At 62.4% G+C, this 14,816-nt stretch carries 18 protein-coding genes; 9 read left to right on the forward strand and 9 right to left on the reverse strand.

Annotated elements, in window-relative coordinates:
- Nucleotides 1-91: 91 nt before the first annotated feature.
- Nucleotides 92-259 carry a hypothetical protein gene (locus NKI54_RS12905; protein ID WP_023678489.1) on the reverse strand — a complete coding sequence of 56 codons (168 nt, stop codon included), beginning with the start codon at nucleotides 257-259 and terminating at the stop codon, nucleotides 92-94.
- Nucleotides 260-461: 202 nt separating this feature from the next.
- Here NKI54_RS12905 and NKI54_RS12910 point away from each other — a divergent pair, with 202 nt between their 5' ends.
- Nucleotides 462-623, forward strand: a complete 162-nt coding sequence (locus tag NKI54_RS12910; RefSeq protein WP_352454847.1) for a hypothetical protein — start codon at nucleotides 462-464, stop codon at nucleotides 621-623.
- A gap of 117 nt (nucleotides 624-740) precedes the next feature.
- On the opposite strand, the gene NKI54_RS12915 is transcribed toward NKI54_RS12910, so the two are convergent.
- The 7 genes from NKI54_RS12915 to NKI54_RS12945 form a co-directional block, all read right to left on the reverse strand.
- A complete protein-coding gene (locus NKI54_RS12915; RefSeq protein ID WP_352634153.1) occupies nucleotides 741-1,472 on the reverse strand; it encodes an SGNH/GDSL hydrolase family protein in 732 nt (243 codons plus the stop codon).
- An 82-nt stretch (nucleotides 1,473-1,554) separates the two neighbouring features.
- Nucleotides 1,555-2,295 (reverse strand): DUF899 domain-containing protein, encoded by a 741-nt coding sequence (locus tag NKI54_RS12920; protein ID WP_352634155.1) that lies wholly within the window; start codon nucleotides 2,293-2,295, stop codon nucleotides 1,555-1,557.
- A gap of 150 nt (nucleotides 2,296-2,445) precedes the next feature.
- Nucleotides 2,446-3,471: a class I fructose-bisphosphate aldolase gene (locus NKI54_RS12925; RefSeq protein ID WP_352634157.1), complete on the reverse strand. Its 1,026-nt coding sequence runs from the start codon at nucleotides 3,469-3,471 to the stop codon at nucleotides 2,446-2,448.
- Between the two features lie 140 nt (nucleotides 3,472-3,611).
- The gene (locus NKI54_RS12930) at nucleotides 3,612-4,808 is read right to left on the reverse strand and encodes a phosphoglycerate kinase (RefSeq protein WP_352634159.1); all 1,197 of its coding nucleotides are present in this window, start codon (nucleotides 4,806-4,808) and stop codon (nucleotides 3,612-3,614) included.
- Nucleotides 4,809-4,968: 160 nt separating this feature from the next.
- Nucleotides 4,969-5,823, reverse strand: coding sequence for a lytic transglycosylase domain-containing protein (locus tag NKI54_RS12935; protein WP_352634161.1), 855 nt, complete (start codon nucleotides 5,821-5,823; stop codon nucleotides 4,969-4,971).
- A gap of 4 nt (nucleotides 5,824-5,827) precedes the next feature.
- Entirely contained in the window at nucleotides 5,828-7,081 is a 1,254-nt protein-coding gene (ispG, locus tag NKI54_RS12940) for a flavodoxin-dependent (E)-4-hydroxy-3-methylbut-2-enyl-diphosphate synthase (protein WP_352634163.1), read from the reverse strand.
- A gap of 200 nt (nucleotides 7,082-7,281) precedes the next feature.
- Nucleotides 7,282-7,461 (reverse strand): YdcH family protein, encoded by a 180-nt coding sequence (locus NKI54_RS12945; protein WP_023678481.1) that lies wholly within the window; start codon nucleotides 7,459-7,461, stop codon nucleotides 7,282-7,284.
- A gap of 239 nt (nucleotides 7,462-7,700) precedes the next feature.
- Between NKI54_RS12945 and NKI54_RS12950 the strand changes: the two genes are divergently transcribed.
- Nucleotides 7,701-7,904 (forward strand): YdcH family protein, encoded by a 204-nt coding sequence (locus tag NKI54_RS12950; RefSeq protein WP_023678480.1) that lies wholly within the window; start codon nucleotides 7,701-7,703, stop codon nucleotides 7,902-7,904.
- A 34-nt stretch (nucleotides 7,905-7,938) separates the two neighbouring features.
- On the opposite strand, the gene NKI54_RS12955 is transcribed toward NKI54_RS12950, so the two are convergent.
- Entirely contained in the window at nucleotides 7,939-8,742 is an 804-nt protein-coding gene (locus NKI54_RS12955) for an IclR family transcriptional regulator (RefSeq protein ID WP_352589863.1), read from the reverse strand.
- 128 nt (nucleotides 8,743-8,870) lie between these two features.
- Here NKI54_RS12955 and NKI54_RS12960 point away from each other — a divergent pair, with 128 nt between their 5' ends.
- The 7 genes from NKI54_RS12960 (at nucleotide 8,871) to NKI54_RS12990 (ending at nucleotide 14,773) form a co-directional block, all read left to right on the forward strand.
- The gene (locus NKI54_RS12960) at nucleotides 8,871-9,752 is read left to right on the forward strand and encodes a transporter substrate-binding protein (protein ID WP_031212143.1); all 882 of its coding nucleotides are present in this window, start codon (nucleotides 8,871-8,873) and stop codon (nucleotides 9,750-9,752) included.
- 66 nt (nucleotides 9,753-9,818) lie between these two features.
- Entirely contained in the window at nucleotides 9,819-10,484 is a 666-nt protein-coding gene (locus NKI54_RS12965; protein WP_023678477.1) for an amino acid ABC transporter permease, read from the forward strand.
- Nucleotide 10,485: 1 nt separating this feature from the next.
- Nucleotides 10,486-11,136, forward strand: a complete 651-nt coding sequence (locus NKI54_RS12970; protein ID WP_023678476.1) for an amino acid ABC transporter permease — start codon at nucleotides 10,486-10,488, stop codon at nucleotides 11,134-11,136.
- Nucleotides 11,137-11,140: 4 nt separating this feature from the next.
- A complete protein-coding gene (locus tag NKI54_RS12975) occupies nucleotides 11,141-11,935 on the forward strand; it encodes an amino acid ABC transporter ATP-binding protein (RefSeq protein WP_352634165.1) in 795 nt (264 codons plus the stop codon).
- A 34-nt stretch (nucleotides 11,936-11,969) separates the two neighbouring features.
- Entirely contained in the window at nucleotides 11,970-12,431 is a 462-nt protein-coding gene (locus tag NKI54_RS12980; protein WP_023678474.1) for a RidA family protein, read from the forward strand.
- 23 nt (nucleotides 12,432-12,454) lie between these two features.
- Nucleotides 12,455-13,660, forward strand: coding sequence for an aminotransferase class V-fold PLP-dependent enzyme (locus tag NKI54_RS12985; RefSeq protein ID WP_031212142.1), 1,206 nt, complete (start codon nucleotides 12,455-12,457; stop codon nucleotides 13,658-13,660).
- A gap of 165 nt (nucleotides 13,661-13,825) precedes the next feature.
- Nucleotides 13,826-14,773 carry a metallophosphoesterase family protein gene (locus NKI54_RS12990; RefSeq protein WP_023678472.1) on the forward strand — a complete coding sequence of 316 codons (948 nt, stop codon included), beginning with the start codon at nucleotides 13,826-13,828 and terminating at the stop codon, nucleotides 14,771-14,773.
- Nucleotides 14,774-14,816: the final 43 nt, after the last annotated feature.

The raw sequence follows: 14,816 nt of genomic DNA on the forward strand, positions 1-14,816 counted from the left end.
AGCCTCCTGACACCATACTGTCAGGAGGCTTCAGCATGCCCATTTCAGCTCGTCGCCAGGTCGCATCCAAACGCCACGCAGAAAGCTTGCCTCAATTGCCGCCATTGCGGCGGTCGCCATACATGTCCGGCCAACCAATATCCTTGCGGATGTCCGCCGGCAGGGTGTTCATGAATCGCTGGGTGCGGATCTCATTGCGGATCGTCCGGATCTTGCCGACATAGTGCTGCACGCTACGCAGAATGGTAATACCGTTCATGGCTGGTCTCCTCTCTTTCGATGCAGGCACTATCGCACACCCCTGCTGACAGCAGTCTGTCAGGAGGGTGCGGCTCTCATGACCGGCGTTCCGATTTATCCATCGAAGTGACAAGGCAGTGCTGAAAAGAGGCCTGCCGCAGTGGAAGCCGGCGATCCCGGAGCCGCTTTGACAGCCAGCCGCGATGCTGATCAAAGGCTGCATGTCGAAACTTCTCGCGCTCGTCATCATCCTCATGATGGTCATCCAGCTCATCAAGCCGCTCGGCTGGCCCGGGCTGAAGCGGCGCAGCGATTTCTGGAAGCTGGCGCTGCTGGCGATGGCGGCGATTTCGATTACGGCGGTGCTCGGGCACTGGACGTAATGCATGTCGCGCAAAAATGTGCAGCGGTTTTGCGACAACGACATGCATAAAAACAAGAACCTGAAGCGCGTCGGATGAGGCCAATCGAACGCGACGCGCTTTAGTGCGGGCGGCCCGCTACGCGACGCCCGGTTCGTTGGCGAGCACCAGGCTGACCAGATGTTCCGCCCAGGCTCGGTAGCCGGCTTCCGAAGCGTGAAATCCATCCGATGCGAAGCCGGCATCGGCATCCGTGATCGGCAGCCGGGGCGCCGGTATGGCGCCGCGTTCGAGGCAAAGGCGCTCGCCCATCCGGTTCACCTCGACGGCGCGGATTTCGAGGATCTTGCCGAGCAACGGCGGCATTGCCGGAGCCCGGGTGAACTCCAGCACCGGCGACCACACCACGCGAGCCTCAGGCCATTTGGCGCGCAGCGCGTAGAGCAGGCCGCCAAACTCGCGCTTGAAGCGCGGTACCGAATGAAAATTCTTGGTGTCGTTGGTACCGATGGCCAGCACGATATGCGTCCACGGATCGGCCGATAGATTGGGCAGCACATGATCGCGGATCTGGCCAGAGGTTGCCGAGTTGAAGCCGGCCGCCCGCCAGCGCACGGTGCGGCCGGTGCGTTGCGCAATCAGAACTGCCAGTTGCGCGGCCAATCCGTTTTCGGAATTGCCGATCCCTACCGAGGCGGCGGAGGAATCGCCAAGCACCAGAACCGAGATTGCTGGCGCCAGGCCAGATATCTCGTGCATGACCGGACCTTGTGCCGGCAGCATGCGGGCGGTGCGGCGACGCACGCCAAGTCCTTGCCAGACATAGACCGGAAAGGCGAGCCAGGTGAGAAGGGTCGGAAAGCGCCGCATGACAAGTCCCTTTTAGGGCAAAGCGAACAGCACTTAGCGCATGTCGGGCCGAAGGCGAAAGACCTTGGGTGACCGCCCGTCGTCAATGGCAGCAGCTGTCCTGCATCTCGGGCGTATCCGCATATTCGTCGTGCAGCCGCACCCAGTCCACCAGGCTATGGTGGGGACCGGTTTCGTTGCGACCCTTCGGCGTCAGGTCGAGATAGTGATAGGCGCCGATCAGCGGATCGCCGCCTCGGGAGCGCGAGACGAAGGTCAGGAAGATGTCGCCTTTCTCGTCGCGATAGAACACGCTGGTGCCGGGAAGATCCTTCGATTGCCGCGCGCGCCGCTCGAAATTGTAGGTCGTGTCGCCGGCCGCGATCTGCTTGTCGGTGAATGACACCTGCATGTCGAAGTTGAAGTCCGAAGCGTACGACGACACCCAGTCGAATTTCCAGCCCATGCGCTGCTTGTAGGGCAGAAGCTCGGCCAGCGGCGCCCGCGCCACCACCACGAGCGAGACGTCGTGGTGCCTGAGATGCTGGTTGGCACCGTCGATGTGGTCGGCAAGGAACGAGCAGCCCTCGCAACGATAATCGGCGCCCGGCCCGAACATGAAATGGTAGACGATCAGCTGGCTGTTGCCGCCGAACAGGTCGGGCAGTTTCTTTGGCCCTTGCTCGGTCTCGAAGACATAGTCCTTGCGGATCTTCAGCCACGGCAATTCGCGGCGTTCGGCAGCGATGCGGTCGCGAAAACGCGTCAATTCCTTTTCGCGCGCCAGATGCGCCTTGTGCGCCTGAAACCAGTCTTCCTGCGACACGGTCTTGTTGTTTGGCATAGGTCTGCTCCTCTTTTCACGGAGGACGATCGGCAGCGAGGAATGCCGACACAGAGCTGCATTTTCAGTAGCAGGAAATTGCAGACCTTGCTGCTTTCAAACAAACCCGGGCACATGGCCCGGGTCGGAGGGAACGCAACCTGAATTCCGTCAGGCGGCTTGCTCAAGCGTCGGCTGCCATTGTCCAAGCGCTGCCAGATGGTTCATGTGGGCGCGATGGGCGAAGGCGGCCTGCGCGGCGGCGACGTTCGCCGCCTTGCCGCCCCAGGCTTTCTGCGGAGCGGCCTGCAAGGCGCGGCCGTAGGAGAAGGTCAGCTTCCACGGATGCGGCCCGATGGCGTTGATGGCATTGAGGTTGGCGGTCGCCTCCTCGTCAGATTGTCCGCCCGACAGGAAGGCAATGCCTCCAATAGCGGCCGGCACCGTCTCGCGGAACAGTTTTATCGTCTTTTCGGCAACTTCGTCGGGGCTGCTGACCTTGCCTGATTTCTTGCCGGCCAGCACCATGTTCGGCTTCAGGATGGTGCCTTCGAGGACGACGCGAGCCGCATAGAGCTCGGTGTACAACTTTGTCAGCGTCGCCTTGCTGATCTCGTAGCAGGTGTCGATGTCGTGGGCGCCGTCCATCAGCACCTCCGGCTCGACGATCGGCACGATGCCGGCCTCCTGGCAAAGCGCGGCGTAACGGGCGAGCGCATGGGCATTCGAGCCGATCGACGTGGCGGAAGGCACGCCCTTGGCAACATCGATGTCGATCACCGCGCGCCATTTGGCGAAGCGGGCGCCGAGCTTGTAATAGTCGGCAAGGCGTTCGCGCAGGCCGTCCAGGCCTTCGGTGATGGTGTCGCCGGGAAAGCCGGCCAGCGGCTTGGCGCCGGCATCGACCTTGATACCGGGGATAGCGCCTGATGCCTTGATGATGTCGACCAGCCGTGTGCCGTCGGCGGCCTTCTGGTGAATGGTCTCGTCGTAGAGGATGACGCCGGAAATGTACTTGGTCATTGCATCGCTGGCGCGGAACATCATCTCGCGATAGTCGCGGCGGCTGTCGGCGGTCGACTCGACGCCGATGACGTCGAAGCGCTTCTTGATGGTGCCGGAGCTCTCGTCGGCAGCCAGCAGGCCCTTGCCATTGGCCACCATCGCGGCGGCAATGTCCTCGAGACGTTCGCTCATCGTGCTTCTCCTGAAAGAATTGATCCGCGCCCAGCAGACCACCAGAGCAACGCAGGTTCAAGTCGAACCATTTCGCCGGGTAAGCGCGAATCGATTGAAAGTCGCGGGCGCACTCCTTCGCGCTGCTCTTGCGGCCGATCTCAGCGCTTCAAGACGTCGACGCCGGGCAACGGCTTGCCTTCCATCCATTCGAGGAAAGCGCCGCCGGCCGTCGAGACATAGGTGAAATCATCGCTGACGCCGGCATGATTGAGCGCCGCCACCGTATCGCCGCCGCCGGCGACCGAGACCAGTCTGCCGGCCCTGGTGCGCGCTGCCGCGTGCCTGGCCGTCGCCACCGTTGCATGGTCGAACGGCTCGATCTCGAAGGCGCCGAGCGGCCCGTTCCAGACCAACGTCGCGGCGCGGTCGATCCATTCGGCAATGGTTTTCACGGTTTTCGCGCCGACATCGAGGATCATGCCGTCGGCCGGCACGTCTGCTATGGCGACGGTCTCGTTGGCGGCGCCGGCCCTGAACTCCCTGGCGACAACGCCGTCGGCGGGCAGGATGATGGCGCAGCCGGCCTCGGCTGCCTCGATCATGATCTGCTTGGCGGTGGTCGCGAGATCATGCTCGCACAAGGATTTCCCGACGTCGGTGCCGCGCGCCGCTAGAAACGTATTGGCCATGCCGCCGCCGATGACCAGCGCGTCGACCTTCTTCACCAGGTTCATCAACAGGTCGATCTTGGTCGAGACCTTGGCCCCGCCGACGATGGCGACAACCGGACGGACAGGATTGCCGAGACCCTTTTCCAGCGCATCGAGCTCGGCCTGCATGGTGCGCCCGGCGAACGCCGGCAGCACATTCGCCAGGCCTTCCGTGGACGAATGGGCGCGGTGCGCAGCGGAGAAGGCGTCGTTGACGAAAATGTCGCCGTTGGCGGCGAGCTTTTCGGTGAAGGTCGGGTCGTTCTTCTCCTCAGCTTTGTAGAAGCGGGTGTTCTCGAGCAGCAGCACGTCGCCGTTATTCATGGCAGCAACGGCATTTGCCGCCTTGTCACCGATGCAGTCGGAGGCAAAGCCAACCGGACGGCCGAGCACGTCCGCCGTCGCCTTGGCGATCGGCTCGAGCGAGAATTCCGCCGCCGGTCCATCCTTGGGGCGGCCGAAATGGGCAAGCAGGATGACCTTGGCGCCCTTGCCGGAGAGCTCGGCGATGGTCGGCGCAATGCGCTCGATGCGGGTGGCGTCGGTGACCTTGCCCTCGGTGACGGGAACGTTGAGGTCGACACGGACCAGCACACGCTTGCCGCTGATATTGCCGATGTCGTCCAGTGTCTTGAAGCCGGCCATGCTGATCCCTTTCGCGAAAAATCGCGGGGACCTTACCCCGCATCGACGACGATGCAAGACCTGGCTAACGGTTCGCCGAAAATATGATTCACGTGTCGAGGACGAAGTGCCCACGGGGAGCAAGATGGCAGCAATGGCGCGAAACGCACCGACATATGGCTTACCGATTGCGCACCACGATGCATGCGCCGCCCACGCTGTGCAGTTTCTGGCAAATATCGTCGGCCTTGGCTTTGGTGTCGGCGCCGATCCGCACCGCATAGATGCCGCGCCTGCCGATCGGTGTGCGCACCCGGCTGACCACCGGATCGCGACCGCTGAGCAAGGCTGGAAACCGGCGCTTCACGTTGCTCCACTGGTTGAGCGCCGCGGCGCGACGGAAATTCCCGGCCACCTGCACCCCCCACGGCTTGATGTTGATCGACGACATCGGCACGGTTCTGGACATGATCACCGGCAGCTCGCGGCAAGCGGCAGCGAAACTCGCCTTCTTGTCGAGCGGCCGGATGACGCCGGCGTAGGCGGTATTGGTGAAGTTGTCGGCCGGCTCGCCCATGACGTCCAGAACGTAGCTTTCGGTCTCCATCGGCAAGAAGCCGCCGGAATTCAGCCAGCGCGTCACCCGGCTCTCGCCGGCATTGTAGGCTGCGGCGGCGAGGCCGAGATTGCCGAAACCGGATTTCATTTCGGCGAGGTATTTTGCCGAGGCCGGGATCGCCTGTTCGATGTCGAAGGAATTGGCGAGCCCGCGCATCCTGGCGGTGCCCGGCATGAACTGGGCAATGCCCTCAGCGCCGACGGGGCTGACCGCATTGGGATCGAAACGGCTTTCCTTCCAGATCAGCCGGGCAAAGAAATCCCGGGGCAGGCCGTTCTGGTCGGCATGCGTCTCGATCAGGTTGCAAACCTGGTCGATCAGCTTCTTTTTGGCGGGCCGTGGTGGATCGGCCTGAACGGCTGTCGCCCAGATCAGCCCGCAAATGACAACCAGCGCCGCGCCGAGCAAACGCCGCATCGAACTACTCCGCCGCGGCTTTGCCGTGTTGCCCGAACCGCCGTTCGATATAGTCGGCGACCATCTTCTCGAAATCCGCGGCAATCGATGGGCCGCGCAGGGTCGCCGCCTTCTTGCCGTCGACGAACACCGGGGCGGTCGGCATCTCGCCGGTGCCGGGCAGCGAAATGCCGATATCGGCATGTTTGGATTCGCCCGGACCGTTGACGATGCAACCCATCACCGCGACTTTGAGGTTCTCGACGCCGGGATATTGTTCACGCCACACCGGCATGTTCTTGCGCAGGTCGGCCTGGATATTCTGGGCAAGCTCCTGGAACACGGTCGAGGTCGTGCGGCCGCAGCCCGGGCAGGCGGCGACGATCGGCACGAACTGCCGGAAGCCCATGGTTTGCAGCAGTTCTTGCGACACCTGCACTTCGCGTGTGCGGTCGCCGTTCGGCTCCGGCGTCAGCGAGATGCGGATGGTGTCGCCGATGCCTTGCTGGAGCAGGATGCCCATGGCAGCGGACGAGGCGACGATGCCTTTCGAGCCCATGCCGGCCTCCGTCAGGCCGAGGTGCAGCGCATGGTCGGATCGGGTGGCAAGCTCGGTGTAGACGGCGATCAGATCCTGCACGCCGCTGACCTTGGCCGACAGGATGATTTTCTCGCGCGCAAGGCCGATCTCTTCGGCCATTTCGGCCGACAGGATCGCCGATTGCACGATTGCCTCGCGCGTCACTTCCTGCGCGGTCAGCGGAAAGCCTTGGGCCTGGTTGTCATCCATCAGCCGGGTCAGCAGCTCCTGGTCGAGCGAACCCCAGTTGACGCCGATGCGCACCGGCTTGTCGTATCGGATCGCCATCTCGACGATTGCCGCGAACTGCCGGTCCTTCTTGTCCTTGAAACCGACATTGCCGGGGTTGATGCGGTACTTGGCCAAGGCCGCGGCGCAGGCCGGATGATCGGCCAGGAGCTTGTGGCCGATATAATGGAAATCGCCGACCAGCGGCACGTCGATGCCGAGCCGCTCCAGTCGCTCGCGGATGGCCGGTACGGCGGCAGCGCTTTCGTCGCGATCGACCGTTATGCGCACGATCTCGGAGCCGGCGCGATGCAGCGCCGCCACTTGCGCGACCGTCTGGTCGACATCGGCCGTGTCGGTGTTGGTCATCGACTGGACGACGACTGGGGCGCCGCCGCCGACCATCACGCCGCCGACGTCGACACCGACCGACCTGCGGCGCGGGAAGGGTGAGGAAAAATATCCGGTCATGCCGGCTGCCTTTAATCTTGAAGGTCCGGGCATGAGGTGGAGGAGCAAAGATGGCTTGTCAATGGCGACTGGCGCGCAGGCCCAGCAAATCGGAAATAACAAGACGGCAGCTTGCCGCAAATCCGCGAGCGTTTCCGGCAGCATAGCGATGCCACCGGAAAGATCGCGCGCCGGGCGGCGCTTCTAGTCCTGGAAGGGCTTCAGTGGGTCGTCGGTTTCGCCTTCAGTTTTTCAATCTCGTCCTTGAGCGCCAGCTTGCGCCGCTTGAGATTCACGATTTCGAGGTCGTCTACCGACGGATGGGTCATCGCATCGTCGATTTCCCGTTCGATGTCGCCGTGTTTCCGCTGCAGCTCATCAAGATGGGATGCAAGAGACATGATTGGTTCTCCCTTTCATGATTTCCTCGGATTGCAGCCGTCATGGCACGTCCACCGCAGGCTCGCTTCTGTGACGGCATAATGACAGTGTGCCACCATCGCGCACCGATGTCGAATGCTGCGTGGTAGCATTCCACGCCAATATGAAATGTGATATGGGCTGCGCGCCGGTGCAAGAAGACCCGGTCCCGCCCAATCAGGCCCATAGTTTGGGCGCCGCAGACGTGCAGACGGTAAAAATGTCCGATCAGGAACAGGCAGATATCCGCCTCGAATATTCCCGGCTGAAGCAGGAACACGCCGATTTCGACGCGGCAATCAATGCGATGATTGCCATGAATTGCGACCCGCTGCAGATCCAGCGCATGAAGAAAAAGAAGCTCTTCCTGAAGGACAGGCTGATGGCGCTGGAAGACAAGATCATTCCAGACATTATCGCTTGAACGGACGCCGGCGCTGGCCTGCTGGAAAGGCGGCCTATGCCGCGATCGAAAGCCGCGCGGCGCGCTCGAGCAACAGCTCTATCAGGTCATCGGTCTTTTCGGTCGAGGTATCGATGGGAACCACCAGGCACATCGTCGCCTCGACCCTGCCCGGCGCTGAAAAGACCGGCGCGGCCAGACATTTCGTGTAGGCATCGACAAGGCCGGAGGTGACGCAGTAGCCGGCCGACTTGGCGACGGCGATGTCGTCTATGAAATCGTCGAGCTGCAATCTGCGGCCGTCCGGCAGCACGAGATCGTCCTCGGAGACCATATCCTCAATCGCTGCCCTGTCGAAGCCGGCGAGCAGCAGTCGCCCGGAAGCTGTCCAGGGGAGCGGTATTTGCAGACCGGTCGCCGAGCTGATCCGGAATGGCCTCGTTCCCGGGCTTGAATGGACGATGGTGTAGCGGCCGCTTTGCAGCATGCACAACTCCGAGGTCTCGCCGGTCTCGCGTGACAGATGGTCGACTTCCTGGCGCCCTCGCCTGAGCAGGTCGTTGCCCCGCACATAGTCCATTCCGTAGAGGTAGAGCTTCTTTCCGAAATAGACCCGATTGCCGTCCCCGGCCATTTCCAGCAGGCCTGCGTCGACCAGCGAGCGCACCAGCGTATAGGTCGTCGACCGCGGTGCATTCACCCCTCTGGCAAGGTCGCCAATGCCGATCGCACGCTGGGTCGTGTGGAGAAACTCCAGAATCTGGAGGACCCGGTTGAGGCCCTTCTCCCGAGAACCCGAGTTCTTGTCTTCGTCCAGACCGGCGTCCGGTCGAGCGGCCAAGGCATTGCCATCTTGCATTATCGATTCCTGATGTTAATCTGTCTTGTACAGAGTACAGGCGTCTCTTGTAAGGGACAATGACGTCAGTTGCAACCGATGCCTGTACTGCTGATCCAAAGGGGAACACAACACGAAAGGAGGTCGCCGTGAACGACACATCCAAAAGGCGTGAATTTCTGAAACTGGGAATGGCCGGGCTTGCAACGGCCGGAGTGATGAGCGCCGCTACCGCGGTCGACGTTCAGAAAGCGGCGGCCCAGGCAGCGCCGGACAGCCTGCTGCGCACCGTCCTCGAGCGCGGCAAGGTAATCGTCGGCACCGGCAGTACCAATGCGCCCTGGCATTTCGAGAACGACGCCGGCGAACTGGTGGGCATGGACATCACCATGGGTCGCATTCTCGCCAAGGGGCTTTTCGACGATCCGACCAAAGTGGAATTCGTCATGCAGGATCCGGCTCAGCGCATTCCAAACGTGACCACCAACAAGGTCGACATCACCATCCAGTTCATGACCATGACCGCCCAGCGCTCGCAGCTGATCCACTTCTCCCGACCCTACTACGTCGAAGGCATCGCCTTGCTGACCCTTCCGAACGCCGAAAACAAGACCTTCGACAAGCTGCTTGCCGGCGGTTCGGCGACGCGGATTTCCATCCTGCAAAATGTCGATGCCGAGGCTAACGTGCATATCGTCCTGCCGGAGTCGCAGGTGATGCAGATAGACACGCAGGCCAACGTGCTGCAGGCCTTGGAATCGAAGCGCGTCGACGCCGCCGCGGTCGATCTGTCAACGGTGCGCTGGCTCGCCTCGCGCAATCCGGATAAGTACTTCGATGCCGGCAAGAGCTGGTTCTCGATGCTTTATGGTGCCGCGCTGCGGCAGGGCGACCTCGACTGGCTGACCTTCGTCAACCAGACCTTCACCATCGCCATGTTCGGCCATGAAACGGCACTCTACGACGCTGCGTTCAAGGATTATTTCGGACAGGAGCCGCCGGCGCGCCATCCCGGTTTCCCGGTCATTTGATGCAAGCAGGCGGAAGGACAACGTCCTTCCGCCTTCTCTCATCACAGCCCTCCATGACGAGGACGCATGGGTTATACTCTCAACTTCAACCTTATCTGGCGGCATTTCGACAAGCTCTGGGGCGGACTGCTGCTAAGCCTCGAACTTGCCGTCATCTCGATCGCGATCGGCATCGTCATCGGGCTCGTTCTGGCGGTCTGGTACGTGTCGGCCGGACGTGCGGTGCGGACCATCATCGCGGGGTATGTCGAGTTCATCCGCAACGTGCCGCTGATCCTGCTCGTCTATCTGGTCTTCTACGGCTTGCCGACGGTGGTCGACATTGCCTACAGCGCGCAAACCTCATTCATTGCCACGCTGTCGCTCTACAGCGGCGCCTACCTGGTCGAGGTGTTTCGCTCGGGGCTCGAGGCGGTGCCGCGCGGTCAGCTCGACGCCGGCAAGGCAATCGGCCTGACGCCATGGCAAAGGCTGCTCGATGTGCGCCTGCCGACGATGCTGCGCATAACCCTGCCGGCGCTTTCCAACACATTCATATCGCTCTTCAAGGATACGTCCGTGGCGTCGGTCATCTCGGTACCCGAACTCACCTATGGCGCCCAGTGGATCAACTTCAACACGTTCCGCATTGTCGAAGTCTATCTGGTGGTGACGGCAATGTACCTGTTGACCGGCTACACGCTGCTTTTCGCGCTGCGGCTCGTCGAGCGCCGGTTCAAGGCGGCGCGCTGACATGCTGAGCCAGATCATCTACGCCTTGCCGTTCCTCGCCGAAGGCTTTGCCGTAACCTTGTGGGTGTCGCTGCTGGTCGTGGTGTTATCGCTCATCGCCGGCGTGCTGATGGGCGTCGGCCTTGTCTATGGTCCTTTTCCGCTGCGCTGGGCAGTGCGCATCTTCAGCGACACCATACGCGGCATTCCGATCCTGGTGCTAATCTTCTTCGTCTATTACGGCCTGCCCGCGGTGGGGCTGCATCTGGAATCCTTTTGGGCGGCCGTGTTCGCCCTCACCCTCTTCAAGACCGCACAAGTCGTCGAGTATCTCAGGGGCGCCGTCGGCTCGATTCCCAAGGGTCAGTCCGAGGCGGCGATGGCGATCGGACTGACCTTTCGCCAGCGGCTGGTCTACGTCATTTTTCCGCAGGCGTTCAGGCGCTTCCTGCCACCTTGGATCAATGGCGTCACCGACGCGGTGAAGGGCAGCGCGCTGGTCTCGCTGCTCGGCATCACCGACCTCATGCAGGCAATCAACCAGGTCATCGGCCGCACCTATGAGGCGATGCCACTCTACATTCTCGGTGCGCTCGTCTACTTCGCCGTCAACTACGCCCTCTCCTTGGCCAGCCGGCGCCTGGAGCGGCGTTTCTCCTTCATCCGGGAATAGCACGATGTTCAACGCCTCGCACCAGAATCCGGCACTTCTCGATGTCACCGAGGTTTCCAAAGCCTTTGCATCCGTCGAGGTCCTGCGCTCCGTCAGCCTGCAAGTAACACGCGGCGAGGTCGTGACTATCATCGGCCCCTCCGGCAGCGGCAAGACCACGCTACTGCGCTGCGTCAACTTCCTGGAGAGCTACGACAGCGGCTCGATCCGTATCGACGGCAAAGAAGTCGGCTATCGCGAGACGGGAACACGCCAGCGACGCAGCGAGCGCGACCTGGCGGCGATGCGAGCCGAGACCGGAATGGTGTTCCAGAGCTTCAATCTGTTTCCGCATTTGACTGCGGCCGGCAACATCATGCTTGGCCTGCGCAAGGTGCGCGGCAAGAGCAATGCCGAGGCCCGCACCATTGCCGAGCACTGGCTCGGCCGCGTAGGCCTCGCCCACAAAGCCGACAGTCTGCCGGCCGAGCTTTCCGGCGGCCAGCAGCAGCGCGTCGGCATCGCCCGCGCCGTGGCGATGGAGCCGAAGATATTGCTTCTCGACGAGATAACCTCGGCGCTCGACCCCGAACTGGTTGGCGAGGTGCTCGAGGTCGTGCGCAGCCTCGCCGAAGACGGCATGACGATGCTGATGGTCACGCATGAAATGGCTTTTGCGCGCGACGCATCGAGCCGCATCGTTTTCATGGCGGATGGCGGCGTCAGTGCCGTCGGACCACCCGCCGAGATTCTGGCGGCGGGGTTCGACAATGAACGCCTTCGCAGTTTCCTGGCGCGGTTTCGCGCCTCGCATTTTTGACATCGGACGGCGAAAGCTGTCGCAAGGAGCTTTTATGACGCCTTACATCCGGCTCGCGGAATTGGGCCTGACACTGCCCGAGCCGCCGAAGCCCATCGCCAACTTCGTCACCTATGCCGAGAGCGGACGGCTGATCTTCCTCTCCGGCCAGGGGCCGTTGCGCGCCGATGGCGCGCTCTGCACCGGCAAGGTCGGAGAGGATGTCAGCGTTGAAGAGGCCTACGGGCATGCGCGTCTGACCGGCCTGAACCTGCTCGCCGTCATGCATGCCGCGGCCGGCGACCTCGGCCGCATCGTGCGCGTCGTCAAGCTGCTTGGCTTTGTCAATGCGACGCCGACATTCAGCGAGCACCCCAAGGTGGTGAACGGCTGTTCCGATCTTTTCGCGGCCGTCTTTGATACGCTTGGCGGACATGCCCGTTCCGCGATCGGTGTCGGCTCGCTGCCGGGCAACATCACAGTTGAAATCGAGGCGGTCGTCGAGATCGCCGCCTGAAATCTTAAACAGGATCTACAGAGATGACGACCTATGCCGCTGACCGTTCCAACACGACAATCCGCGAACGGCTTGGCCTTCGCCCAATCATCAATGTCTCCGGCACGATGACGGCACTCGGTGCTTCGATCATCGTGCCAGAAGCGATTGCCGCAATGTCGGAAATGGCCTCGCAATGGGTCGAGATGGACGATCTGCAGCGCGCCGCAAGTAGGGTGATTGCACGCCTTACCGGCGGCGAGGCCGGCTTCATCACCGCATGCTGCGCCAGCGGCATAACAATGGCGATTGCCGGCGCGATGACCGGGACCAGCCTTCTTGCGATCGAGCGGCTGCCGGACGACACCGAGGGCCTCAAATCGGAGGTCATCGTTCAGCTTGGTCACATCGTCAATTATGGCGCGCCGATCGACCAGTCGATCCGGCTTGCCGGAGCCAAGGCAGTGCCTGCCGGCACGGTCAGCGTCACCCAGGATTATCATGTTGCCGAGGCGATCCGGGACCGGACGGCGGCAGCCCTCTACGTCGTTGCGCACCACACCGTGCAATACGGCATGCTCTCGCTTGAGGAGTTCTGCGAGATTTGCCACGCCAAGGGCGTGCCGGTGATCGTCGACGCCGCCTCGGAATACGATTTGCGTGGCTTTCTGGCGCGCGGCGCCGACATTGTTGTCTACAGCGGGCACAAATTTCTCTCAGGGCCGACAAGCGGCATCGTTGCCGGCCGCAAGGATCTGGTACGGGCCGCCTATCTTCAGAACCGGGGCGTTGCGCGCGCCATGAAGGTCGGCAAGGAGAGCATTGCCGGCACTATGGCGGCCCTGGAAGCCTGGGAGCGGCGCGACCATGCCGGCATTCGCCAGCGGGAAGACGCCGCACTGCATCTGTGGCAAACCGCATTGCAGGGCCTGCCTGGCATCGAGGCACGTATCATTCCAGATCCGACCGGAAATCCTCTCGACCGCCTGCAGGTGTTTGTTGCGCCGGAAAGCCGCTTCACCGCCGCCGGCCTCGCCTCGGCGCTTGCGGCGGGTTCGCCGCCCGTGATCGTGCGCAACCACGAGGTCGAGCGCGGTCACTTCTTCCTTGATCCGTGCAATCTCCATCCCGGCGAGGCGGAGATCGTTGCCGAACGCCTGCGAGCGGTGTTGAGTGCTGCCGATCGGCCCGCGGATGCGATGAAACCCGCTCGCAAGCAGTCCGCCGGAGCGCTGCGCTGGCCGGACTAGACATCGCCAGAGCGTGGTCGAGCCAGTGCCTTCCAGCGCCGGCTTCGCATCGGGCCAGTGCGCCATCACGGCAGTGTGAATGAACTTTTAGTCTTCGGGCGGAATAAACCACCCCGCCCATTGGTCTCCCAAACAGACGCCATTTCCGGCGTGCAGGAGACCGGTATGACCCACCACCACGACAATGAAGCTGACGGCATCAGCCGCCGTCATGCACTGGAATGCATGATCTGGGCCGGCACGGGAGTGCTGTGGACAATTTCGGCCGGCGTGCCGGTTTCGCTCAGCCTGCTCGGTGCGTCGCAAGCCGCCGAGGCCTTGGCCACCGGCTTCACTTTCCTCCAGATCTCCGACAGCCACATCGGCTTCGACAAGGCTGCCAACCCGCACGCCATCGACACGCTGAAGGAGGCCATCGGCAAGATCCAGGCGTTGCCGCAAAAGCCCGCCTTCATGATCCACACCGGCGACATCACCCATTTGTCGAAAGCCGCGCAGTTCGACAACGCTGCCCAGATCATCGGCGGCGCAGGCTTCGACGTGCATTATGTGCCCGGTGAGCACGACCTGATCGATGACGGCAATGGCCAGGCCTATCTCGACCGCTACGGCAAGGGCACCAAGGGCGCTGGCTGGTATTCGTTCGACCAGAACGGCGTCCATTTCATCGGCCTGGTCAACGTCGTCAACCTGAAGGCTGGCGGGCTGGGCAATCTCGGCGCCGACCAGTTGGCATGGTTGGCCGATGATCTGAAGGCGGTCACCGCCTCGACGCCAATCGTCGTCTTTGCCCACATCCCGCTATGGGCTGTTTATCCCGAATGGGGCTGGGGCACCGACGACGCGGCGCAGGCCTTGGCCCTGCTCAAGCGCTTCGGCTCTGTCACCGTACTCAACGGCCATATCCACCAGATCATGCAGAAGGTCGAAGGCAACGTTACCTTTCATACCGCGCGCTCGACCGCTTTCCCGCAACCGGCGCCGGGCACCGCAGCCTCACCCGGGCCGATGACGGTACCTGCCGGCCAGTTGCGCAGCCTGCTCGGCACAAGCAGCGTGACAGTCAAGCAAGGCGGGCAGGACCTCGCCATCATCGACAGCACGCTGGCCTGAGGGGAAATGCGATGATCCGCTTCCCATCCCGCGTCTTGGTCGT

The sequence above is a fragment of the Mesorhizobium sp. M0663 genome, assembly GCF_040320585.1.
GTDB lineage: Bacteria > Pseudomonadota > Alphaproteobacteria > Rhizobiales > Rhizobiaceae > Mesorhizobium.